This window comes from Enterobacter cloacae complex sp. IR53030 (assembly GCF_049238365.1).
Classification (GTDB): Bacteria; Pseudomonadota; Gammaproteobacteria; order Enterobacterales; family Enterobacteriaceae; genus Enterobacter; species Enterobacter kobei.
This window is the reverse complement of the sequence record NZ_JBMKHA010000005.1, coordinates 246,216-268,315: the sequence shown is the minus strand read 5'-3', so window position 1 is coordinate 268,315 and position 22,100 is coordinate 246,216. Positions and strand designations below refer to the sequence as shown.

Here is a 22,100-nt window from a genome sequence, read left to right as displayed (position 1 = left end):
CCAGATCCGCGAAATTTTAATCAGCGAGTCAGCTTGGGAAGAAATGACCTGCTTATTCGCACCTTCCCTAGTAAAGACGGTGTAGCAACAGGCTATACGATTACGCCAGGTAAAGAATTCAATCTCACCATGAAGGATATGTGCAGTCCGGATATGAAAGTAACGTTCCGCCCGAATAAAAAGGACCCTCGTTATGACGATCTTGTCGGGATTTATGCCGGAAAAGAAGCGTTTCGCTACAAACAAATAAAATAATCCAACTGTTTTTTCATTACTTTATTGTTTTAAACAACAAAAGCTTTATTACATGATTTGAGGACAACATTATGCGACTGCCTTACGTAATAGTTACATTAGCTATGCTGGCTTCTGTATCAACAGCACAGGCTATTCCCAATATGTGGACGAGTGGTTTTGGGATGGGGATGACGGAATACATTATCAGTAGCCCCGAGAAGGTCATTTTTAACCTTAACTGCACCGGTAATCCGGATGAGCAAAACATTCTGCAGCATGGCGTATTAGTAACCCTGCCCAATGGGGCGATGCTGGATTCTCACGATGACGGGACAGAAATAACGGTGGTCATGGATAACAGCCAGTATCCGTTACCTTCATCCCTCGGCTGGAGGAATGGCGATAACGCCTGGGTGTCATTTATTGACGCGTTGGGTCAGTCGTCTAATTTCGATGTTTACGTCAACAATAACAAAGTTGGCTCCTTCAGTCCTGGGCTGAAGAATACGCAGAAAGAATTGTCTGACCTCAGTGGCTGCAGAACCACCCATTACAGCGATTAATCCTTCACATTTCAGTCCTCTACAGCCCGCAACATACCAACACTAGATAGCAACAGGCCATGCTCCTTCGGGAACATGGCCTTTTTTGTTTTTATTTCATTATCAAATAAGGAGTTAGCCATGCGATTAGCCAGCCGCTTTGGCCGTATAAACCAGATACGCCGTGACCGACCTCTGACCCACGAAGAGCTGATGAGCCATGTCCCCAGCGTGTTCGGGAGTGACAAGCATGAATCTCGTTCAGACCGTTACACCTACATCCCGACCATCACCATCCTTGAAAGCCTGCAGCGTGAGGGCTTTGAGCCGTTCTTTGCCTGCCAGACAAAGGTTCGCGACCAGAGCAAGCGGGAGCACACCAAACACATGCTTCGCCTGCGTCGTGCCGGTCAACTAACCGGGCATCAGGTGCCGGAAATCATTCTTCTCAACAGCCATGACGGCTCATCAAGCTACCAGATGCTGCCGGGGCTATTTCGTGGCGTTTGTACTAACGGTCTTGTCTGCGGCCAGTCATTCGGAGAAGTGCGGGTACCGCATAAAGGCAATGTCGTCGAGAAGGTAATTGAAGGGGCTTACGAAGTGCTCGGGGTCTTTGACCGGGTGGATGAGAAACGCGATGCAATGCAGTCGCTGGCGCTGCCAGCCCCGGCCCGTCACGCGCTGGCAAATGCCGCACTGAAGTATCGATTTGGTGAGGACCACCAGCCGGTCACGGTATCGCAGTTGCTGACCCCACGTCGCCGGGAGGACTACAGCGACGACCTGTGGACAGTCTACCAGCGCGTGCAAGAGAACCTGATGAAAGGTGGATTGTCAGGGCGAACCGCTCAGGGGAAAAGCAGCCGCACCCGTGCTGTTACCGGTATTGATGGCGATGTGAAACTCAATCGCGCCCTGTGGGTTATGGCAGAAAACATGCTCGAATTTTTCGGGCATTAAACAATCGTTCCGGCATAAGGATTTCGCTTCAGTACGGGCAAATATAAATGGACTGGCAGTGTCTGCCATTATGCTGGTCGCGAGGTGCAGGACATAGGCGGCGTTCTGGCCGTATTCGCTGAACGCCGTCAGGACCGCAATGGTCCCTATGTCATTCTTCTAAGTGTCACTCTCAATTAATCCTTCCCTTTAATCAGGAATAATAATGAACAATCACTCCGAATCCGGTACTAAGCCGGAGAACCCCGCCTGCCTGGTGTGGGGACTAAAGTGTACGAGCACACCCTGTTTCGGCGCTCGTCTGGTGCAGGAAGGCTGCCGGGTGCATTTTCTCGCTGACCGGGCAGGATTCAACGGTACTTTCAGCGACGATGATGCGCTACGCCTGGATCAAGTCTTTCCGCTGATACTCAAGCAACTGGAGTTGATGCTCACCAGCGGAGAACTCTTTCCTCAGCATGAGCATTGCGTCACGCTATATCACAATGGGCTCACGTGTGAAGCCGATACTCTTGGTAGTTGTGGCTACATATACATCGCCATTTATCCCACTCAACGCTAACAAATTTCACGAGAGCAAACATGAAAAATCTACCTGCTACAATTTCGCGGGCGGCGAAGCCCTGTCTGTCGCCCGTGGCTGTCTGGCAAATGCTACTTACACGGCTGCTGGAACAGCATTATGGTCTGACGCTAAACGATACACCTTTCTGTGATGAAACCGTTATACAGGAACATATCGATGCCGGTATCACTCTGGCTAATGCCGTTAACTTTCTGGTGGAAAAGTATGAGTTAGTACGTATCGATCGCACAGGATTTACCTTACAGGAACAAGCGCCATATTTGACTGCGACAGACATTCTTCAAGCCAGGAAAGCGTGCGGGCTGATGAGCCGGTGTTCTTACAGGGAGGTAAGTAATATTGTTTTTAGCCGATCACGGCTGTGAGGGGATGGAGATCTGCGAAGGTTTCCACGATACGTGAAGAATTTGATGAGATTAACGACTCGATGAAAGTCTCATCGAGTCGCATGAAAAACAAGGCGGGGGCACAAAAGGGGGCATTTATAAAGATGAAACAAGAAAATATCTATATTTATCAAAGAGAATGTATGGTGTATTATGTTCCTATTATCGCACCATCTAAGAAAATCAATCAGTTAGCGTCAAAAAATATACAGGGTTCTATCTTTCATTATCATCCTTGATAAACGCCTTTGTGTTGTATTGGCTCAAGTCGAGTACAATGTTTTGACCTGGCAGCTACCAGTCCCAGAAGCTGAAAGTGTTGCTGAACTCTCTAAACACATCACTTGAACCCTTGGGTATACGGTCCGCGCTTCGCGCGGTGCTCAATAATGCTACACGACGAGATGATGTGGGGGAGGATAAAACAGCGTAATGTTGGGCAGACTAACCGGATCGGAAAAGAAACTGGCTCTGCCATGGTTTAGATAGCCGGAGCATAACGCTCACCTGATAAGAGTTAGTGCTAAGGGGTTATCCTCTCTTCGGAAGCGCTACGCACCGTCTTTTCTTATGTGCCTAACAATAATGATCTACACCATTATGACTTTCATTGTAATTTCTCTCAGCTTTACGTTGAGCCCTGGCATATTCAGCGTAGGGGGGTAGCATGTAAAAGGCTAACCAAAAAATCAGTTACAAAGCGCAACAACCGCAAAATTCACACCCGTAAATTTCTGACAACGCCGGAGGGAAAACCATGGTTAGGGCTCATGAAAGTCAAAGAAGCTGAAATTAAGCTGGCTACAGAGAAGCGAGGAAATTTACCTAAGGGGTGAAGGGTCTGTTGCTATTAGCATATGCCCCCCTTCCTCAACTTTTTTGTGCATCAGCAGCGATTCTTACACCACAGATGAAATCACCAAGACCTGCCCCAACACTGGTCCCATCAGCCACGTAATCACCTTTAAAAGCCAAACTTCCATCCATATAGAAAAATTTTATTTCACCATATCCATTATCACAATCTGTGTTTTTGATACTAATTTTGTAATATTCAACTTTTTTATCTGTTTTTTCATACATGAACAAAGCAGATGAATCACCTTTTACATTTCTGAATGTGCCTTTTTTGACTAAAAAAGCGCCATCTTTATTCGTTGTAACTTCAATCCAATTGCTTGAAGTCTCAGCGAAGACAACTTGTGTAGCAAAAAGAGCCGACAAGCTCAGTAAAGTGATTTTCTTAACCATATGCGCCATTCCATTTATTTAAGAATTATCTTGATTTTATCCTTGTTTTGGAGAGTGTACAACGATAAGTCAGTATGACATTTAGCTACTGCTGAATTTTTCGTATCCCAAAGAATAAGGGGACATGAACCCCCGGAGCTTACTTCTTCAATTCACCAGTACATTGAATCCTCATAGTGACTATTGTTTCCATACATCCCCTTGAGGATGGCTGAGAACAAAAAGAAGTTAAACCGCCGAAAGGCTCGGCACAAGAAGATCCCCATGCAGCGCAACTCCGTGCTGCCACTTGAGCACCTTGCCAAACGTTAACTTTAGGTGGTTCAGAAAGCCTTACTATATTCATAGAGTATCCGTGGCGATTCAATGGAAGATACTCACCAAACTTAAGACCAGCTACACATGGTCTTTTTAATTCTGTAGCGATCAACTAATCTCAACCCTGTTTTTCCCCACCCGTATAAATATCAGGCCGCGTAATCGTCCAGGCATAGTTTTCCCTGTTAACGGGCTCGTAGCCAAATTTCTCATAAAGCCAGGGCGCGGTGGTAGTAATTAACATGATCCTGCGAAGCGGCTCAAACACGGGGTGACTGTGAATGCATTCCATAACCCATCTTCCAAGCCCTTCACCCTGATAGTCTTCAAGTATATAAACATCGCAAAGGTAGGCGAAGGTTGCATAATCCGTTATCAGACGCGCGAAACCAATCTGGTTTCCATTATGGTAAACGCCAAAGTTAAGACTGTTTTCTATTGAGGAAGAGACTATGTCCAGGTGAATTCCTTTTGCCCAGGTTGATCTCGTCAGATATTGATGGATGGCCTGCACATCCAGCTTGTCTCTGTCTGTACTCACCAGGTAGTCATTCTTATACCATTCATAGTTGTCTGAAATACTCACGTTGGCTTCATCCCGGTAGAGAGAGGGAAATCTACCTTATCATTCGACTACCAACTTGTAATGCCTCATTCGTTCAGAACTGGGAACCAGGAGTTGACCAGTCAGGGCGTTTCACAAGGCAAAAAAGCCTTACCGCCCCGGAGGGGGCGGTAAGGGCAGGCGAAAGTGAGGCAATATCCTGGACAACGAAAATTGGTCATCCACTGTTTCTTCAGGCTTCTGCATAAACACGCCATCAGACTATTACCCCACGGGTTTCGACAACGATTTATACTCAGTGCGATCCGGTTTCCCCTTTAGGCGGTACCGCAAACGTCCTCCTGTCGTGCCATTAACGCAAACACGCCCCAGCCGAGGTATTCCCGCGTGTAGGTCACATGGCGTTCAGGCGCGCTTTTCAGCTCCGCTCGCACCTCCTGCGCAAAGTCATCGTCAGGGTGTTGCTCCAGCCAGCGACGCAGTGTCATCCATTTCGCGGCTTCGTATCGGTCCCAGCCTTCCTGGTCGGCCAGCACCATTTCCACCAGGTCATAGCCTTGCCGATCGAAAGAGGCGACGAGGTCGGGCAGGGTGAGAAAGTCTGCGATGGACGAGGCGCCACAGGCCCGAGCGACCTCATCCGTTGCGGGAAGCCGCCGCCAGTAAGGTTCGCCGATGAGCATGATTCCCCCGCGCTTAAGGCTTTGTGCCAGCAGGTTCATCGTTCCGGCGACGCCACCTGCAATCCATGTGGCGCCAATACACGCCGCCACGTCACATTTTTCATCCGCAACGTAACCTGCCGCGTCGTTATGAAAAAATTGAACGCGTTCGGCAACGCCCAGTTCCTCTGCGCGCAGTTTGGCCTGCGTAGTAAAGAGCGGGCTCATGTCGATGCCGGTGCCGGTAATCCCGTGGTCACGTGCCCAGGTGCAAAGCATCTCTCCCGAGCCGCTGCCGAGATCGAGAATGCGCGTGTCTGGCTTCATGCGTAACACGCGGCCCAGCGTGGCGTACTTTTCTGGCGTAAAGGGGTTATGAATGCGGTGTTCGCTTTCGCTGACGGTAAAAATACGTGGGATATCCATATTCCTCTGCTTAACGATTGTCAGGCTGAGCACGAACGTTGTTCAGCCCGGTGGTATTGATGCGGTAGGGCTGACCCTTAACGGATTTGATCAGCTTTTTAGTTTTGAGTTTTTTAAAGACGGCGAGCGTGCAATCAGACAGCAGCAGCCCTTCGCGGCTGTAGCATTCCACGGCGGTGACGCGGCCGGACGTATCGCGGACGTGCACAATACGGCCACCTTTGGCGAGAACGTGTAAGGTACGTTGTTCCTGACGCGATAAATTCATACTGGAAAACCTGTTTAATCATCATGTGCAAAACGTGCAAACACACAGCGGTGCCCGCATTCGATTTCGGCGCATTGATAATCAGTCCGGCCTGAAAGGTCGGGGAGCTGATTATCGGATGATTACATTCTCCAGCATCAAAGCCTCGGGTTGAGTTGAAAGGTATTTACGGGGTGAATGGTAACAGCTGGTGAGGGGATGTGAATACCCACGGCTGAAAAGTGTGATCCCGGTGGGATCACGCTGCACCGCTTTTTATTTTTTTGTCGACTTCAGCCTGCGGTTTTCCGAACAGATAGCCCTGCACGAGGTCGCAGCCAAGCGCCTGAAGACGTTCAAGCTGAGCTTCGGTTTCGACACCTTCTGCAATGACCCTCATATTAAGACTCTTCGCCATACCGGCGATCAGCTTAACGATATTCAGCGCTTCATCTTGCGTGGATATGGGATTCACAAAGGATTTATCTATTTTGATTTTATCAAAGTTGAGTTCACTGAGCCGTGAGAGCGATGAATACCCGGTACCGAAATCATCGATCGAAATTCTTACCCCCAGCGATCTGAGCTTTTTGAGAATAGTGACTGGCGTGTTGCTGTCACTGAAGAGTGAAGACTCGGTGACTTCTAACTCAAGGCGATTGGCCGGTAGCCCAGTCTCTTTCAGAATAGACTGCACCATCGCCGTAAAGGATTTCGTGCCTAACTGAACAGGCGAGACGTTCACCGAGATCCGTGCCGGAACCGCCCAGGAAACGGCCTCCCGGCAGGCAAGCTCAAGCACATTTTTACCGATCTCATTGATCATCCCTGTTTTTTCAGCGACAGAGATAAAGTAATCCGGCGACAGTATTCCCTTCTGCGGGTGTATCCAGCGAATAAGCGCTTCATAGCCGTAAATATCATTGCTGAATGCATCGACAATAGGCTGGTAATACACAACAAATTCATGATGATCGAGCGCCAGCGCCATATCATGTTCAAGTGTTCTGCTTTCCTGCAGTTTTTGCAGCATCCACTGACGGAAGACTTTTATCTGCTGCGAGCCCTCTTTTTTGGCTTCGTAGAGGGCGAGATCGGCAAACTTGTAAAGATAATCAGAGCGTCGTTCGTTATCCGATAAAACAATACCCACGCAGGTGGCAATTTTTATCAGCTGGTTATTAATCGTATAGGGCTGGCTGATATGATCGCTGATCTCTTTGGCGCGTGAAACCGCAGCGCTTTCCGTCAGGCCGCTTGAGAGAAGGGCAAACTCGTCGCCACCCAAACGGTAAAACGTATCCGTCGCACTGCTCATTGAGGTAAGGCGGCGGGAGACCTGGTTCAGCAGTAAATCTCCGGCATCATGACCATAGGTATCGTTGACCTCTTTAAACCGGTCTAAATCAAATAACATCACCGTGACGGGGATATGGTTTTTATCCGCCTGAAGATTAATTTTGTTGAGATCGTCCCAGAAGAAAAGGCGGTTTTTCATACCGGTCAGGGAATCATGATAAACATCATACTCCAGCTTCGCGTTCTGAATCTGCAGCGTTTCTTTTGATATCTGTAGTTCGTCAGCCAGGCTTTTAACCTGCATGTGGGCTTTGAGAATGTTTTTATTCTGGTAGATCATTAAAAAGCCCAGAATAAAGCTTAATATCACCAGAAGTAATGAAAGTGCGGAGTAGATATAATACAGGATTTGGATTTTTCTGTTTGATTCATTAACTGTATTAATATCTTTTGTTAATGCCGTGGCCGAAAGTTGGCTGAGCGGCGCATCAAGCATATGCATATTTTTCAGGTATGCCTGTAACTCCGGATGGCTCATTTTTTCGAGATTGCCATCCAGATACGCCAGTATTTTCTCTAAACGCGAAGCGAGTTCCTGGTGCATTTTATCGCTGTCAATATAGCGACCTAAATCCCCGCCGTTCATTAAATCGCTCTGGCTTAGCATAATTTCAAGACGCATGCGGACCTGGTCTATCGTAACGTCATCGGTATCGGTTGCGTATAGACCAAGCCATGATTCAAATCGGTAATACTCTGATACCAGTTGAGCCACGGACCAGGACTCGGTGTATTGAGTCAGTTTTTGCAACTCCTGCTGTCGATCGTAAACAAGGAATGCAATATATCCTGTCGTGATAAAAAGAGAAAAAATGATACCAACCAGTATCCTGTTCATTATGTTCTCCTGAACTGCTACTCAATCTTCATTTTGCTAACCTGCCATGCTGAACGCGAATAATAAATTTGATTATTCAACTCAGGAAGACTGTCATAAGGGTAAACAATGAACGACGGGCCTTTGTCGCGGATGCGCATATATTCGCCATTGACCTTTAAGGCAAGTATGGCGTTGTATTTTTTGAAGTCGCTAAGAGGGATGACGGTAGAGTAATCATTGAGCGCAATGACGTTAACGTTAGTACCCTTTGCCCCCACATAATCCATGAGTTTTCTCATAGGGACACCCTCAAACTTTGTACGTCCGTTATACCAGGGCGATGTCGTCTCGAAACTCACCATCCCTAGTTTTTCAAGACTGGCGAGATCAAACACTGCTTTTCCCTCTTCGTTGGTATTTTCTATATTACCGTAAATCGTCAAAATAGGTTTTCCAACAGGTTTTGGCAGTTCACCTGCCCAGGCTAAAGTTGGCACCAGACAGCACAACAGCATTAAGGTTAATCTCATTTTGACCCCCACTTTTTTAACGAAGTATATGAATTATAATTTAGTTATCACAGTAGTTTACATATTTTGTTGAGTAGCGGTTGTTACTGCACGTTTAGTTTAGTAAAAACCATTAAAAACAATGGGTTGGGTGGTTTTGGAGTAGGGGGTTTGATTTGTGGATGGTGCTACTGAAATTTTGAGACAAACTAACGTTACTTGAATAAGCTCTTTTGCGTTTAAAAAATAATCGTTTTAAATGAGCGTTATTTTCTCACGACACAAATTTTACCTGCCCATCACAGCTAAAAAAGCGCCACCCATGGGGTGGCGCAGCCATATTAGCGAGTGTTCATCGGCGGGTTCGTGTCCTGTCGCAAGCGCCACAGATCGTACCGTTCATGGCCTGGTTTGACCATTCCAGCGAAGTGGTCATTAAGGCTACTTGATGTGAAGATCAGGTCACCGTCCGGGCGAATAGCCGGTGTGTCTGGCCACTTTATGGCTTCATTTGCAGCAATAAGTAACATTTTACGGGTCTTCGGATCATATCTGACAATGCCGTTATGGGTGACATCTGTAATATAGAGGTAGCCTTTTGCATCGGTCACCAAACCGTCAGTATTACCTCCCACCGTGCCCAGATTCTGAATTTGAGCGGCAATCTGCGCATCAGTTGAATCATGTTGCTTCAGCACGGCAGTGGGCACCGCGTATGCATGTGTTCCCGTCGTCACCGTCCAGTACAATGTTTCTGCATCGGGAGACAGCGCAATGCCGTTGATACCAATCAATAGCGGTTTACCTGGCCATACCTCCGCGCCATGGGAAATGACGTTTACCCCCGGTTCAATCTGCAGGGCAGGGTGACTATTCAGCACGCGTCGGGCTGTGCCGGTGGCGAAATCCACGACGATCAGGCCGACACGGTTTTCAGGCGCACTGCGCGACCCGCTGTCGGAAATGTATGCGATACGATGATTCTCATCGACAACGACATCATTAAGGAAACTTGCCTTACGGTCGGCCACGCCGTCCAGGGGGATACGTTTAACCGTTCGGCCCGAGTCGAGATCCAGTACGACCAATTTCTGCGAGCCTGAAGGGGATTCCGTTTCTCCCGCGATGAACCCCATATCCAGCGCCCATAACCAGCCGTTTTTACGATCAACATAAAAGCCGAGCACGTTGCGCAGGTTCTGATCGGGAGCGGAATCAACCGCATTACGCTCGCGGGACGGAAATGCTGTCAGGCGCGCGGGTCCGGACTGAGGATCGGTGTCGAGAATATTCAACGTGGCGGGGGCGCTGGCTGAAATCAGTCGGGGCGTGCTGACAAAGGCCCGGCCCTTTGCATCAAAGTGAATGCCTGCTAAGGGGGCATTCACCGACCCGGAAAACACGGCTGGCATTTGCACGTTTTCAGGTTTATCCCAGCTTACGCCTGAGTAGCTGCGCCAGTGCTCAAGAGGCATCTGATCCGCCGCGCTGGCGCAGCTTGCGAAAGAGAACAATGCCGCCATTGCAATGGCGGGGAAAGTACCGATACGGTAGGACATACATGCTCCGGTGATGTGAGTAAGACGCGGTTTCTTAATGCGGTATCAAAGAATGGAGCGGAACGTTCCGCCTTCGACGCGTACCGCAGCCCCGTTTGATGCCGCGCCGAGTGGGCTTGCCAGTAGCGCGACCATAGCGGCTATCTCGTCAGCCTCGATCATTCGCGCGATCAGGGAACTGGGGCGGTAGGTCTGGAAGAAATGCGCTTCAATCTGCTGGTCTGTCATGCCAGGTTCAGGCGCTGTCTGGCGCAGGTAATCAATGATTCCGTCAGAGCGGGTTGCCGATGGCAGTACGCTGTTGACCGTTACGCCGGTACCCTTCGTCAGCTCTGCCATTCCTCGCGATACGGCGAGTTGAGCTGATTTGCTGACGCCGTAATGCACCATGTCTGGCGGAGTGAAAGCGCCAACTTCGCTGGACATAAAAATCACCCGGCCCCAGTTGCGTGCTAGCATGCGTGGGAAGTAATGCCGTGAAAGACGAACGCCTGACATCACGTTAATGTTGAACATGCGTAGCCATTCCTCGTCGGTGATATCAGCGAAAGGGGTGGCTTCATAAAAACCCAGGTTATTGATAAGAATATCGGTATCCGTACAGGCCTTAATCAGCGCTTCTGCACCTTCAGCGTTAGCCAGATCGGCGACAATGGCTGATACCCGGGCCTGGGGAGCTGCCTGAGCAATTTTCGCTACCGCATTGTGCAGTTTTTCCCGATCGCGTCCGGTAATCGTGACGGCAACACCTTCGCGCGCAAGAGTACTGGCGATAGCCAGCCCAATGCCTGCGGTGGCCCCTGTAACAAGTGCTGTCTTACCGTTGAGTTGAAGATCCATCGTTTTTGCCTTTTGGTAACAAGTGCGGCTACTTTACTCATCGCTCAAACGGAGATAAATTAGCGAAAATGAAAAACATTTGTTCCTGAAAGAGCAAGATGAGCAGAAAATTCGATTATCTCGGCGATGTTGAGGTCTTCATTACTGTTGTTGAACATGGCTCATTTACCGCTGCAGCGGTCGTCCTTTCAACCACGCCCTCAGTGTTGAGTCGTGCGGTCTCCCGCCTTGAAGTGCGTCTTGGACGACAGCTATTGCAACGCACCACACGTCGTGTGGGACTAACGGAAGCCGGACGGATTTATCTTGAGCAGGCGCGTTCTGCTTTTTCCCTGCTTGATGACGCCGAACGCGATGGCCGGGGGCAGGAGGGGGATCTGACTGGCCGGGTACGGATCAGCGTCCCGACCACCTATGGGCATTATTGTCTGCCGCCCTTGCTGGCCCGCTTTTCCCAACAGTTTCCGCGCGTTCAGGTGGAGCTGAACATTACCAATCGCAATGTCGACCTGATCGCTGAGGGATTCGACCTGGCTATTCGCCTGGGTCAAATGCCTGACAGTGGATTCGTCGCGCGTAAATTGCAGGATGCGGCACTGCTGTTGGTTGCTTCACCCGCTTACCTTCATCGCATGGGAATGCCGCAGACGCTCGATGAACTGCGGCAGCATATGTGCCTGCCTTTTATTATGCCGCGTACCGGCCGTATTGCGCCCTGGGTATTTCGCGTGGATGAGCGGGATGTTGACTGGCAGCCAGATTCAACCATCGAGATTTCAGATGATGTCCTTGGCGTGGTTTCGCTGGCTGAACATGGAATAGGGGTCTGTCAGAGCTACGAATTCATTGTCCGCGAGAAGATACAGCGCGGCCAGTTAGTTGAGATACTTCCGCAACTTCGTGGACGATCGCGACCTTTCTCGCTCATCTATGCGCCCCATCGACGCCAGTCAGCAGCCACACGGGCCATGATTGATCTTCTGGCGTCAGAACAATGACATGAACATCATGCGTCATGAATAAGAGTCTAACCTTAACCCGCTTACAGCATCCCAAAACTCACAATCCGCGCCCGGCCCAGCTCTTTCGCCCGGTATAAGGCGACATCCGCGGCGCGCAGCAGGTTGTCGCTCTGGGCATGCTCTGGATAGCTGGCAATACCAATCGAGACATCCACCGGTCCAATCTCTGAGAGGCCGTAACGAAGCGACAGCTCACGCACACCGTCATAAATCTTCTGCGCACAGGCATGCGCTTCTGCTTCTCCGGCGCCGGGAAGCAGTACCAGAAACTCCTCCCCCCCGAAGCGAAAGGCCAGACCGCTGTCATGCCCGGCCCGCTGAACAATCAGCGCCACGCTTTTAATGACCAGGTCTCCGGCCTCATGGCCGAAACGGTCATTAATGCTCTTGAAGTGATCGATGTCGATCATCAGGCAGCTAACCGGTTCATCGTTACGCATGGCTTGTGCCATCTGGGTGTGCAGGGTGTCTTCCAGATGATGGCGATTACGCAGGCCGGTGAGCGGGTCAAACAGGGCTTTTTCCAGTAACGCGTCGCGCAGACGTTGGTTCGCCAGCGCCAGTCCGAGCGCCTCAGCCATCAGTTCAAGATACGGGCGGGAAGGGGCATTGTCCGCGTTGATGTTCTGGAAAGAGAGCAAGCCAATGGCCTCCCCCTGGGCGATAAGCGGCACGCACAGCGCGCTGTTCGCCGTCTCTTCCTGCAGGTGATAGCAGGCGATATCCGGCTCACCGTTGACCGGCGGATGGCTCTGACCACGACGCACGGCCCAGCACTCGTCAGGATGGAACGTTGTCTCGTCACCCACCGGCGCAAGCCATTGCGCGACGCAGCGCATCTGCCACGGATCCCGGTCGAGAACGTAGAGTCGGCCAGGGATCCCCGGTGCAATATTGGGCGCGAACAGCTCCGCCACGTTAATCACATCGTTTACGTTCTCACATCCCTGCAGCCTCTGGGTCATGCGCGCCAGCAGCTCGCGGATGGCCCAGTCGGCATCGCGCTCTTTTTCCAGACGCTGGCGCGCAAGGCCGTTTTCACGGAAGATGCGGATGGCCTGCGCCATATCGCCGATCTCATCAATCTGGTTGAAGTTGGGCGTTTCCACCGCGTAGTCCTGTGATGCCAGGCGGTGCACCACGTCGCTCAGGCGCACGACCGGACGCAGCACGCGGCGTTTTAATATAAAGCCAAGCACAAACAGGAACAGCAGGGCGGTGAGGCCAACCATCAACTCAGAGGCCGTTCGCAGCGCTTTCGATTTTTTTGTCGCCTCCCGTACGGACGTGATCACACGTTTGTCGAGTATCTGGCGAAAGTGATCGATCTGGTTCTGGGCGCGCTCAAGCTCTTGCTCATAAGAGGCACCATAGAGCAGGGCGATGGCCTGAGCGTCTTCACCCCGCGCCGTGTTCGCCAGGGCCATTTGCTGTTCGTCCTGCAGCTCATCAACAATCTTTAAGACTTCATGCAGCAGGGCAAGCTCGTCATCCGATGCGCCAGCGTCCTGCAGTTTTTCCAGCTTCAGCTCGATGTGCTTCAGGCTATTCTCTGACTGGTTATACTCTTTGAGGATTTGAGGATCTTTTTTGACGACGTACAGGCGTGCTAAATCGGACTGTACCCAGGCATCAGTTTCAATATTTTCCGTCAGCTCATCAAAACGTTGACGCTGTTCAATGGCCTGACGTTCCGCGGTGTCGGCGCCGGAAGCCAGCAGCATGATAATGCCGGACGCAATGGTCAGGCAGACCGTGGCACCATAGGCCCAGTTAGTAATTGTCGCGATTCGCACCTGGTGATCCTTTTACAACATGAAGAGGATGGCGTTCTTCAGATTATAGAAAACGACTGATTTATGGCGAAAAAAAGGCGGCACAGTGCCGCCTGGTGGGGTCTATATCGTCACATCCTTACAAATCTGGAGGGTTTTTTCCCTCTTCAATGAAATCAGCATCCAGCTCTTCAGCATTTCCTTCGTGGTCGCGGCCGGAGAAGAGGTTCCAGCAGGCGATAAACAGCGCGGCAATCAGCGGCCCAATGACAAAGCCATTAATGCCGTACAGCTCCATGCCGCCGAGGGTGGAGATCAGTATCAGATAGTCCGGCATTTTGGTGTCTTTACCCACCAGCAGCGGTCGCAGGATGTTGTCCACCAGCCCGACGACTATCACGAAGAAGCCGACAATGAACAGCCCCTGCCAGATCTGGTGCGTGGCGAACAGGAAGATGGCGGCAGGGACCCAGACAATCGCCGAGCCGATGGCGGGTACCAGCGAGAGGAAAGCCATCAGCGCGCCCCAGAGGACGCTGCCGTCGAGGCCCACAATGGCAAACGCAATCCCGCCGAGTATGCCCTGGACCACCGCCACCGCCGCCGTGCCTTTTACCGTGGCACGCGATACGCCGACAAATTTGGCGAACAGGTGTTGTTTGGCGAAATCAGACAGGGGCAGGGAGTCGAGGATCTGGCGCACCAGATACGGTCCGTCTTTCAGCAGGAAGAACAGCAGATAAAGCATGATGCCGAAGCTAATCGCAAAGCCAAACGTACCTTTGCCGATCAGAAACGCGCTACCCGCCAGATACTGCCCGCCCTGCAGCGCAACATCGGAGAGTTTTTTCTGGATCTGCGCCGCGTTGTTCAGGTTGTGATCCGCGAGGAAGCCGCTGGCCCAGTCCGGCAGGTGGTTAAAGATGCTCGCCACCACTTCCGGGAACTGCGTGTTGTTCTCCTGAAGCTTCGTGTACACCACGTTCAGCTCAATGGCGAGTGAGGAGAGGATCACCATCAGCGGAATAAAGACGATCAGGCAGATAATGCCGATGGTCAGCAGCGAGGCCAGCCCGTTGCGATCCCCCAGCGCGGTGCGCAGCTTGTTTTTTACCGGGTTAAAAATCACGGTCAGAATAGCGGCCCACAGTATTGCGGAGAAGTAGGGCGACAGCACGTCGAAGAAGGCCCAGGTCACAAGGGCGAGGATGAAAATAAAGAAACCTTTGGTCAGTCCGTTAAAGCGCATCAGTCATTCCTGGTTACTAAGAAACTGTTCGACTATAGAACTGATTGTGAGAATTACCAACCTTTGCGCCTTACCTGTTCTGTGGACAGTGTTGCGGTATGAATCCACTCTTCACGGATCCCACTTTTGACTGACCGAAGATCGTCTCTTCCCGCACCATGATATACATATCAGCTTGCGGAGGTGCTTATGGCCTGGCGTCCTTTTCTCTATGTCATCCTGACATCCCACCCCAGACTCAGTGCGCGGCGCGCTCGTTTGCGTCTGGTCATCTAGCTTTTTATTAACAATCGCGGTATAACACCTTCTTTGGATGTTTAGATGTCCATACGTATAGACGGTAATATGCAAACACAACAAGAAAATGGGCAGCTGAAGCGCACCATGAAAACACGCCACCTGATTATGCTCTCGCTGGGCGGCGTGATTGGGACTGGGTTATTTTTTAATACGGGCTATATCATTTCCACGACCGGGGCGGCGGGCACGCTGCTGGCATACCTGATTGGCGCGCTGGTGGTCTGGCTGGTGATGCAGTGTCTTGGTGAACTTTCCGTGGCGATGCCGGAAACCGGCGCGTTCCACGTTTATGCCGCCCGTTATCTTGGTCCGGCGACGGGCTACACCGTGGCGTGGCTCTACTGGCTCACCTGGACGGTGGCGCTCGGGTCGAGCTTTACCGCCGCCGGGTTCTGCATGCAGTACTGGTTCCCGCAGGTGCCCGTCTGGACGTGGTGCGTGGTCTTCTGCGTGGTGATTTTTGGCCTTAACGTCATCTCCACGCGCTTCTTTGCTGAAGGCGAATTCTGGTTCTCGCTGGTGAAAGTTATCACCATCATCGCCTTTATTATCCTCGGCGGGGCGGCGGTCTTTGGCTTTATCCCGATGCAGGACGGTTCTCCTGCGCCGGGGTTAAGCAACATTACCGCTGAGGGCTGGTTCCCGCACGGTGGCCTGCCGATCCTGATGACCATGGTGGCGGTGAACTTTGCCTTCTCCGGCACCGAACTTATTGGTATCGCGGCGGGCGAAACCCAAAACCCGCACAAGGTCATTCCGGTCGCAATCCGCACCACCATCGCGCGGCTGATTATCTTCTTTATCGGCACCGTGTTTGTACTGGCGGCGCTGATCCCGATGCAGCAGGCGGGCGTGGAAAAGAGCCCGTTCGTGCTGGTGTTTGAGAAGGTCGGTATTCCTTACGCGGCAGATATCTTTAACTTCGTGATCCTGACGGCAATCCTCTCGGCGGCCAACTCCGGGTTGTATGCCTCCGGGCGCATGCTGTGGTCGCTCTCTAACGAGAAAACGTTGCCGCGCTGCTTTGCCCGGGTGAACAAAAATGGCGTGCCGTTGACGGCGCTTTCGGTTTCCATGCTCGGTGGCGTGCTGGCGCTGTTCTCAAGCGTTATCGCCCCGGACACGGTGTTTGTCGCGCTCTCGGCCATTTCCGGCTTTGCGGTGGTGGCGGTCTGGATCAGCATCTGCGCGTCGCACTTCGTTTTCCGTCGCCGACATCTGCAGTCCGGCCAGCCGCTCTCTGCGTTGCAGTATCGCGCACCGTGGTATCCGCTGGTGCCGGTACTCGGTTTTATTCTCTGCGTGGTTGCCTGTGTCGGCCTGTGGTTTGACCCGAGCCAGCGTATTGCCCTTTATTGCGGGCTTCCGTTTGTCGCCCTGTGTTATGGTGCGTACTACCTGACCCGAAATATGACATCGCAGGAGCCTGAACATGTCGCAGAATAATCCGCTTACCGCCCTTCTCGAAAAACAGCCGTATGTGGTGCTGGATGGGGCGATGGCAACGGAGCTGGAAGCGCGCGGGTGTAACCTTGCAGACAGCCTCTGGTCTGCCAAAGTGCTGGTAGAAAACCCGGAACTTATCCGCGAAGTGCATCTTGATTATTACCGCGCAGGGGCGCAGGTGGCGATCACTGCCAGCTACCAGGCCACGCCCGCGGGCTTCGCGGCACGCGGGCTGGACGAGGCACAGTCCCGGGCGTTGATTGGCAAAAGCGTGGAACTGGCGCGTAAGGCCCGCGAAGCGTATCTGGCTGAAAACCCGCACGCAGGTACGCTGCTGGTGGCAGGCTCCGTGGGGCCGTACGGCGCGTATCTGGCAGATGGTTCGGAATATCGCGGCGACTACGTGCGCAGCGCCGAGGCGTTTACCGCCTTCCACCGCCCGCGTGTGGAAGCGCTGCTGGATGCGGGGGCAGACCTGCTGGCCTGCGAAACGCTGCCTTCGTTTGGGGAAATTAAGGCGCTGGCGGCGCTTCTGGCCGAGTATCCTCGCGCCCGGGCGTGGTTCTCGTTTACCCTGCGTGATAGCGAGCACCTGAGCGACGGCACGCCGCTGCGTGAGGTGGTCGACGTGCTGGCAAACTCCCCGCACATTGTCGCGCTGGGCATCAACTGCATCGCCCTGGAAAACACCACCGCGGCGTTGAAACATCTGCAAAGCCTGACGGCGCTGCCGCTGGTGGTCTACCCGAACTCGGGCGAGCACTATGATGCGGTGACCAAAACCTGGCACCACCACGGCGAAGCGTGCGAGACGCTGGCGGGCTATTTGCCTCAGTGGCTGGCGGCTGGAGCGAAATTAATCGGTGGATGCTGTCGCACCACACCGAAGGATATTGCTGAGCTAAACGCAAAGCGCTGACTTCTCTGCCGGGTGGCGGCTACGCCTTACCCGGCCTACATCTGAGGGTTTCCGTGTAAATTTTTAAACCAGAAGCCATTCAATTTTATAATGTGAAATGACTAACTTACAGCGATGCTCTGGTCCGGCTGTAAATCGCCGAAGCGTTTCCGTAAGGCCGGGGCGAGGCGCACGGATGCGCCGAGAGGGCGTGGCCTGCAGGGATGCAGGCTCATGCCCGACCCGATAGCCTGAAGGAATAAGCTGAGGGCACCGCGAAGCGGCGATTTACCGCCGGGAGCCCGGGTCGCCAGGGTGGTGGCGATTGAGCCACCCTGGCACGTTCACCGGTCATGCCGTCACAGAGTGGCAAGGAACATTAAGTGAACGGAATGACCACTACAGCCGTATGTTCCCCTCACCCTAACCCTCTCCCCGAAGGGGCGAGGGAATTGTTCACTGCTCGCATTTAATTGCGGGGAAACATCAGCCCACAGGGAGAGGGGAAAAACGAATCGCACAATACTGACTATCCTTTCCCACTTTTTATCTAAAAACGAATCGTTATGAGCGATGCGTTTTAATTCCTTTATCAAAATTCCCGCGCCGGAAATACTGCCCTCATAACAACAAGGGGAGCAGATACTATGGCAATTTCATCGCGAATCACACTTCTCGGCGCGCTGGCGCTGTGGGCCTTTCAGGCGCAGGCGGTAGACGTCACCGTCGCGTATCAAACCTCTGCGGAACCGGCGAAAGTTGCGCAGGCGGATAACACCTTTGCCAAAGCGAGCGGCGCGAACGTCGACTGGCGCAAGTTCGACAGCGGGGCGTCCGTCGTGCGTGCGTTAGCCTCCGGCGACGTGCAGATCGGCAATATCGGATCCAGCCCGCTGGCGGTCGCGGCCAGCCAGCAGGTGCCGATTGAGGTGTTCCTGCTCGCCTCGCAGCTCGGTAACTCTGAAGCGCTGGTGGTGAAGAAAAACATCACCAAACCGGAAGACCTGATCGGCAAGCGCATCGCCGTGCCGTTTATCTCTACCACCCACTACAGCCTGCTGGCGGCGCTCAAACACTGGGGCATCAAGCCGGGGCAGGTTCAGATTCTTAATCTCCAGCCACCCGCGATAATCGCGGCCTGGCAGCGTGGGGATATTGACGGAGCCTATGTCTGGGCCCCAGCCGTGAACGAGCTGGAAAAAGATGGCACCGTGCTGACCGACTCCGAAAAGGTGGGCCAGTGGGGCGCGCCGACGCTCGACGTGTGGGTCGTGCGCAAAGACTTTGCTGAGAAACATCCCGAGGTGGTGAAAGCCTTTGCCAAAAGCGCCCTCGACGCCCAGCAGCCCTATATCAGTAATCCCGATGAATGGCTGAAGCAGCCCGCCAATCTGGAAAAACTCGCCCGACTGAGCGGTGTGCCGGAAGCGGACGTGCCGGGGCTGGTGAAAGGCAATACCTACCTGACCCCTGCGCAGCAGGTGCAGCAGCTGACCGGGCCGGTGAACAAAGCGATTGTCGATACCGCCACCTTCCTGAAAGCGCAGGGCAAAGTGCCCGCGGTAGCGGCGGATTACAGCCAGTACGTCACCGACCGCTTTGTGAAATAAGGAGTCCGCCATGCTGAGCATAACGAACCTGTATGCCGATTACGGCGGCAAACCCGCGCTGGAGGAGATCAACCTGACGCTGGCCAGCGGTGAACTGCTGGTGGTGCTGGGCCCCTCCGGGTGTGGGAAAACCACGCTACTGAATCTGATTGCCGGTTTTGTCCCTTATCAGCGTGGCACCATCCAACTGGAAGGCAAAAAGGTGGAAGGCCCCGGCGCCGAGCGCGGCGTGGTTTTCCAGAATGAAGGTTTGCTCCCCTGGCGCAACGTGCAGGAAAACGTGGCATTTGGGCTACAGCTTGCGGGGGTGAACCGCGAACAGCGGCTGGAAACGGCACGGCAGATGCTGAAAAAAGTGGGTCTCGAAGGGGCGGAAAAACGCTTTATCTGGCAGCTTTCCGGCGGTCAGCGCCAGCGTGTCGGCATTGCCCGTGCGCTGGCGGCAAACCCGCAGCTGTTGCTGCTGGACGAGCCGTTCGGCGCGCTGGACGCTTTTACCCGCGAGCAGATGCAAACCCTGCTGTTGCGTCTCTGGCATGAGACGGGCAAGCAGGTCCTGTTGATCACCCACGACATCGAAGAAGCGGTGTTTATGGCGACCGAGCTGGTGCTGTTATCGCCGGGGCCGGGGCGCGTGGTGGAACGCTTGTCGCTCGAGTTCGCGCGCCGTTATGTCGCCGGAGAACCCGTGCGCAGCATCAAATCCGATCCGCAGTTTATCGACCAGCGTGAGTACATCCTAAGCCGCGTGTTTGACCAACGGGAGGCTTTCTCATGAGCATCGTCTTCAGTGAAAAAACGCGCCGCACGCGTCAGGCGCTGCGCTGGCCGTTCTCCCGCCAGCTCACGTTGAGCGTCGGGACGCTGCTGGTGTTACTGGCGGTGTGGTGGCTGGTAGCGGCACTGCAGTGGATCAGCCCGCTGTTTCTGCCGCCGCCGGGACAGGTGCTGGCCAAACTTATTGCCATCGCCGGGCCGCAGGGGTTTATGGATGCCACGCTCTGGCAGCATCTGGGCGCAAGCCTGACGCGCATTCTGGTGGCGCTGCTGGCGGCGGTGATGATCGGCATTCCGGTTGGCATCGCGATGGGCTTAAGCCCGACGGTGCGCGGCATCCTCGATCCGCTGATTGAGCTTTACCGCCCGGTGCCGCCGCTGGCCTATCTGCCGCTGATGGTAATTTGGTTTGGCATCGGTGAAACGTCAAAAATCCTGCTGATCTATCTGGCGATTTTCGCCCCGGTTGCGATGTCGGCGCTGGCGGGCGTCAAAAGTGCCCAGCAGGTGCGGATCCGCGCGGCGCAGTCGCTGGGCGCCAGCCGGACACAGGTGCTGCTGTTCGTGATTTTACCGGGCGCGCTGCCGGAGATCTTAACCGGGCTGCGCATCGGCCTCGGCGTGGGGTGGTCCACGCTGGTGGCGGCAGAGCTGATCGCCGCCACGCGGGGATTAGGGTTTATGGTGCAGTCGGCGGGAGAGTTCCTGGCGACTGACGTGGTGCTGGCTGGGATCGCGGTCATTGCCGCGATCGCCTTCGGATTAGAGCTGGGGCTGCGCGCGCTACAGCGTCGTCTGACGCCCTGGCATGGAGAAATACAATGAGTGAACGTCTGACCATTACCCCGCTGGGGCCGTATATTGGCGCGCAGGTGTCGGGCTTGGATGTAACCCGTCCGCTGAGCGATAACCAGTTCGAGCAGCTGTATCACGCGGTGCTGCGCCATCAGGTGGTGTTCCTGCGCGAGCAGGCGATCACCCCGCAGCAGCAGCGCGCGCTGGCGCTACGCTTTGGCGATCTGCATATCCATCCGGTCTATCCGCATGCGGAAGGGGTGGAGGAGATTATCGTCCTGGATACCCATAACGATAATCCGCCGGATAATGACAACTGGCACACCGATGTGACCTTTATCGAGACGCCGCCCGCAGGGGCGATCCTCGCGGCAAAATTGCTGCCGGAGACCGGAGGCGATACGCTGTGGGCGAGCGGCATTGCGGCTTTCGAGGCGCTGTCCGCACCGTTCCGGACGCTGCTGAGTGGTCTGCGGGCGGAGCTCGATTTCAAAAAATCGTTCCAGGAATACAAGTACCGTAAAAGCGAAGAGGAGCATCAGCGTTGGCTGGATGCGGTTGCAAAACATCCTCCGCTGCTGCACCCGGTGGTGCGTACCCATCCGGTCACGGGCAAGCAGGCGTTATTCGTGAACGAAGGGTTTACCACGCGCATTGTGGACGTGACGGAAAAAGAGAGCGAGGCGCTGCTACGCTTCCTGTTTGCGCATATCACCAAACCGGAGTTTCAGGTGCGCTGGCGCTGGCAGGAGAACGATCTCGCGATCTGGGATAACCGCGTGACGCAGCACTATGCCAATGCGGATTACCTGCCGCAGCGTCGGATTATGCAGCGGGCGACGATTTTGGGGGATAAGCCGTTTTATCGCCCTTGATCCTGTAGTACCTGTAGGCCGGGTAAGGCGTAGCCGCCACCCGGCAATTGTGCACCGTTTTTGCCGGGTGGCGCTGCGCTTAC

General features: G+C 53.5%; 22 protein-coding genes and 2 pseudogenes. 13 read left to right on the top strand and 11 right to left on the bottom strand.

What is annotated here, in order from left to right; all coding sequences use genetic code 11:
* From ACOTXR_RS07935 to ACOTXR_RS07910, 6 genes and pseudogenes are all read left to right on the top strand, one after another.
* A pseudogene (locus tag ACOTXR_RS07935) lies at positions 1-255 on the top strand (hypothetical protein); the annotation flags it as partial.
* 71 nt (positions 256-326) lie between these two features.
* A complete protein-coding gene (locus ACOTXR_RS07930) occupies positions 327-800 on the top strand; it encodes a hypothetical protein (protein WP_025205064.1) in 474 nt (157 codons plus the stop codon).
* Between the two features lie 120 nt (positions 801-920).
* On the top strand, positions 921-1,742 hold the full coding sequence (locus tag ACOTXR_RS07925; RefSeq protein ID WP_078310499.1) for a DUF932 domain-containing protein: 822 nt from the start codon (positions 921-923) through the stop codon (positions 1,740-1,742).
* Positions 1,743-1,763: 21 nt separating this feature from the next.
* Positions 1,764-1,922: pseudogene (locus tag ACOTXR_RS07920) on the top strand (DUF987 family protein); the annotation flags it as partial.
* 25 nt (positions 1,923-1,947) lie between these two features.
* Positions 1,948-2,304 (top strand): type IV toxin-antitoxin system YeeU family antitoxin, encoded by a 357-nt coding sequence (locus ACOTXR_RS07915; RefSeq protein WP_078310501.1) that lies wholly within the window; start codon positions 1,948-1,950, stop codon positions 2,302-2,304.
* Positions 2,305-2,324: 20 nt separating this feature from the next.
* Positions 2,325-2,693 carry a TA system toxin CbtA family protein gene (locus tag ACOTXR_RS07910; RefSeq protein ID WP_078310503.1) on the top strand — a complete coding sequence of 123 codons (369 nt, stop codon included), beginning with the start codon at positions 2,325-2,327 and terminating at the stop codon, positions 2,691-2,693.
* 891 nt (positions 2,694-3,584) lie between these two features.
* Here the strand turns inward: ACOTXR_RS07910 and ACOTXR_RS07905 are convergent.
* From ACOTXR_RS07905 to ACOTXR_RS07865, 9 genes are all read right to left on the bottom strand, one after another.
* A complete protein-coding gene (locus ACOTXR_RS07905) occupies positions 3,585-3,965 on the bottom strand; it encodes a hypothetical protein (RefSeq protein ID WP_078310506.1) in 381 nt (126 codons plus the stop codon).
* A 139-nt stretch (positions 3,966-4,104) separates the two neighbouring features.
* The gene (gene yecR, locus ACOTXR_RS07900; RefSeq protein WP_078310508.1) at positions 4,105-4,311 is read right to left on the bottom strand and encodes a YecR family lipoprotein; all 207 of its coding nucleotides are present in this window, start codon (positions 4,309-4,311) and stop codon (positions 4,105-4,107) included.
* A gap of 90 nt (positions 4,312-4,401) precedes the next feature.
* On the bottom strand, positions 4,402-4,869 hold the full coding sequence (locus tag ACOTXR_RS07895; RefSeq protein ID WP_078310510.1) for a GNAT family N-acetyltransferase: 468 nt from the start codon (positions 4,867-4,869) through the stop codon (positions 4,402-4,404).
* Positions 4,870-5,165: 296 nt separating this feature from the next.
* Positions 5,166-5,936 (bottom strand): SAM-dependent methyltransferase, encoded by a 771-nt coding sequence (locus tag ACOTXR_RS07890; RefSeq protein WP_078310512.1) that lies wholly within the window; start codon positions 5,934-5,936, stop codon positions 5,166-5,168.
* Between the two features lie 10 nt (positions 5,937-5,946).
* The gene (locus ACOTXR_RS07885; protein ID WP_014882706.1) at positions 5,947-6,204 is read right to left on the bottom strand and encodes a YjhX family toxin; all 258 of its coding nucleotides are present in this window, start codon (positions 6,202-6,204) and stop codon (positions 5,947-5,949) included.
* A gap of 238 nt (positions 6,205-6,442) precedes the next feature.
* Positions 6,443-8,380 (bottom strand): putative bifunctional diguanylate cyclase/phosphodiesterase, encoded by a 1,938-nt coding sequence (locus ACOTXR_RS07880; protein WP_058691185.1) that lies wholly within the window; start codon positions 8,378-8,380, stop codon positions 6,443-6,445.
* 17 nt (positions 8,381-8,397) lie between these two features.
* Positions 8,398-8,892, bottom strand: a complete 495-nt coding sequence (locus ACOTXR_RS07875; RefSeq protein ID WP_032628721.1) for a molybdopterin-dependent oxidoreductase — start codon at positions 8,890-8,892, stop codon at positions 8,398-8,400.
* A 320-nt stretch (positions 8,893-9,212) separates the two neighbouring features.
* Positions 9,213-10,430, bottom strand: a complete 1,218-nt coding sequence (locus ACOTXR_RS07870) for an L-dopachrome tautomerase-related protein (RefSeq protein WP_014882709.1) — start codon at positions 10,428-10,430, stop codon at positions 9,213-9,215.
* Positions 10,431-10,475: 45 nt separating this feature from the next.
* Entirely contained in the window at positions 10,476-11,270 is a 795-nt protein-coding gene (locus ACOTXR_RS07865) for an SDR family NAD(P)-dependent oxidoreductase (protein ID WP_023332201.1), read from the bottom strand.
* A gap of 98 nt (positions 11,271-11,368) precedes the next feature.
* Here ACOTXR_RS07865 and ACOTXR_RS07860 point away from each other — a divergent pair, with 98 nt between their 5' ends.
* Entirely contained in the window at positions 11,369-12,268 is a 900-nt protein-coding gene (locus tag ACOTXR_RS07860) for a LysR family transcriptional regulator (RefSeq protein WP_058690537.1), read from the top strand.
* Positions 12,269-12,312: 44 nt separating this feature from the next.
* Here ACOTXR_RS07860 and ACOTXR_RS07855 read toward each other — a convergent pair whose 3' ends face one another.
* On the bottom strand, positions 12,313-14,088 hold the full coding sequence (locus ACOTXR_RS07855) for a diguanylate cyclase (RefSeq protein WP_058690538.1): 1,776 nt from the start codon (positions 14,086-14,088) through the stop codon (positions 12,313-12,315).
* A gap of 118 nt (positions 14,089-14,206) precedes the next feature.
* Positions 14,207-15,316, bottom strand: a complete 1,110-nt coding sequence (locus tag ACOTXR_RS07850) for an AI-2E family transporter (protein WP_014882713.1) — start codon at positions 15,314-15,316, stop codon at positions 14,207-14,209.
* A gap of 345 nt (positions 15,317-15,661) precedes the next feature.
* On the opposite strand from ACOTXR_RS07850, the gene mmuP reads away from it, so the two are divergent.
* From mmuP to tauD, 6 genes are all read left to right on the top strand, one after another.
* A complete protein-coding gene (gene mmuP / locus ACOTXR_RS07845) occupies positions 15,662-17,062 on the top strand; it encodes an S-methylmethionine permease (RefSeq protein WP_014882714.1) in 1,401 nt (466 codons plus the stop codon).
* Positions 17,049-17,981, top strand: a complete 933-nt coding sequence (mmuM, locus tag ACOTXR_RS07840) for a homocysteine S-methyltransferase (RefSeq protein WP_023332204.1) — start codon at positions 17,049-17,051, stop codon at positions 17,979-17,981. Before mmuP ends, mmuM begins: the two co-directional genes overlap by 14 nt.
* 626 nt (positions 17,982-18,607) lie before the next feature.
* Positions 18,608-19,570 carry a taurine ABC transporter substrate-binding protein gene (gene tauA, locus ACOTXR_RS07835; protein ID WP_032637373.1) on the top strand — a complete coding sequence of 321 codons (963 nt, stop codon included), beginning with the start codon at positions 18,608-18,610 and terminating at the stop codon, positions 19,568-19,570.
* Positions 19,571-19,580: 10 nt separating this feature from the next.
* Positions 19,581-20,348 (top strand): taurine ABC transporter ATP-binding subunit, encoded by a 768-nt coding sequence (gene tauB / locus ACOTXR_RS07830; protein ID WP_078310513.1) that lies wholly within the window; start codon positions 19,581-19,583, stop codon positions 20,346-20,348.
* The gene (gene tauC / locus ACOTXR_RS07825; protein WP_014882718.1) at positions 20,345-21,172 is read left to right on the top strand and encodes a taurine ABC transporter permease TauC; all 828 of its coding nucleotides are present in this window, start codon (positions 20,345-20,347) and stop codon (positions 21,170-21,172) included. Before tauB ends, tauC begins: the two co-directional genes overlap by 4 nt.
* Complete coding sequence (tauD, locus tag ACOTXR_RS07820; protein WP_421767013.1) at positions 21,169-22,017, top strand: taurine dioxygenase; 849 nt, start codon at positions 21,169-21,171, stop codon at positions 22,015-22,017. Before tauC ends, tauD begins: the two co-directional genes overlap by 4 nt.
* Positions 22,018-22,100 lie beyond the last annotated feature (83 nt).

Coding starts and splice junctions, on each gene's coding strand:
- ACOTXR_RS07930 (WP_025205064.1), top strand. CDS start 327: ATGCGACTGCCTTACGTAATAGTTACATTAGCTATGCTGGCTTCTGTA.
- ACOTXR_RS07925 (WP_078310499.1), top strand. CDS start 921: ATGCGATTAGCCAGCCGCTTTGGCCGTATAAACCAGATACGCCGTGAC.
- ACOTXR_RS07915 (WP_078310501.1), top strand. CDS start 1,948: ATGAACAATCACTCCGAATCCGGTACTAAGCCGGAGAACCCCGCCTGC.
- ACOTXR_RS07910 (WP_078310503.1), top strand. CDS start 2,325: ATGAAAAATCTACCTGCTACAATTTCGCGGGCGGCGAAGCCCTGTCTG.
- ACOTXR_RS07905 (WP_078310506.1), bottom strand. CDS start 3,965: ATGGTTAAGAAAATCACTTTACTGAGCTTGTCGGCTCTTTTTGCTACA.
- yecR (WP_078310508.1), bottom strand. CDS start 4,311: ATGAATATAGTAAGGCTTTCTGAACCACCTAAAGTTAACGTTTGGCAA.
- ACOTXR_RS07890 (WP_078310512.1), bottom strand. CDS start 5,936: ATGGATATCCCACGTATTTTTACCGTCAGCGAAAGCGAACACCGCATT.
- ACOTXR_RS07885 (WP_014882706.1), bottom strand. CDS start 6,204: ATGAATTTATCGCGTCAGGAACAACGTACCTTACACGTTCTCGCCAAA.
- ACOTXR_RS07880 (WP_058691185.1), bottom strand. CDS start 8,380: ATGAACAGGATACTGGTTGGTATCATTTTTTCTCTTTTTATCACGACA.
- ACOTXR_RS07875 (WP_032628721.1), bottom strand. CDS start 8,892: ATGAGATTAACCTTAATGCTGTTGTGCTGTCTGGTGCCAACTTTAGCC.
- ACOTXR_RS07870 (WP_014882709.1), bottom strand. CDS start 10,430: ATGTCCTACCGTATCGGTACTTTCCCCGCCATTGCAATGGCGGCATTG.
- ACOTXR_RS07865 (WP_023332201.1), bottom strand. CDS start 11,270: ATGGATCTTCAACTCAACGGTAAGACAGCACTTGTTACAGGGGCCACC.
- ACOTXR_RS07860 (WP_058690537.1), top strand. CDS start 11,369: ATGAGCAGAAAATTCGATTATCTCGGCGATGTTGAGGTCTTCATTACT.
- ACOTXR_RS07850 (WP_014882713.1), bottom strand. CDS start 15,316: ATGCGCTTTAACGGACTGACCAAAGGTTTCTTTATTTTCATCCTCGCC.
- mmuP (WP_014882714.1), top strand. CDS start 15,662: ATGCAAACACAACAAGAAAATGGGCAGCTGAAGCGCACCATGAAAACA.
- mmuM (WP_023332204.1), top strand. CDS start 17,049: ATGTCGCAGAATAATCCGCTTACCGCCCTTCTCGAAAAACAGCCGTAT.
- tauA (WP_032637373.1), top strand. CDS start 18,608: ATGGCAATTTCATCGCGAATCACACTTCTCGGCGCGCTGGCGCTGTGG.
- tauB (WP_078310513.1), top strand. CDS start 19,581: ATGCTGAGCATAACGAACCTGTATGCCGATTACGGCGGCAAACCCGCG.
- tauC (WP_014882718.1), top strand. CDS start 20,345: ATGAGCATCGTCTTCAGTGAAAAAACGCGCCGCACGCGTCAGGCGCTG.
- tauD (WP_421767013.1), top strand. CDS start 21,169: ATGAGTGAACGTCTGACCATTACCCCGCTGGGGCCGTATATTGGCGCG.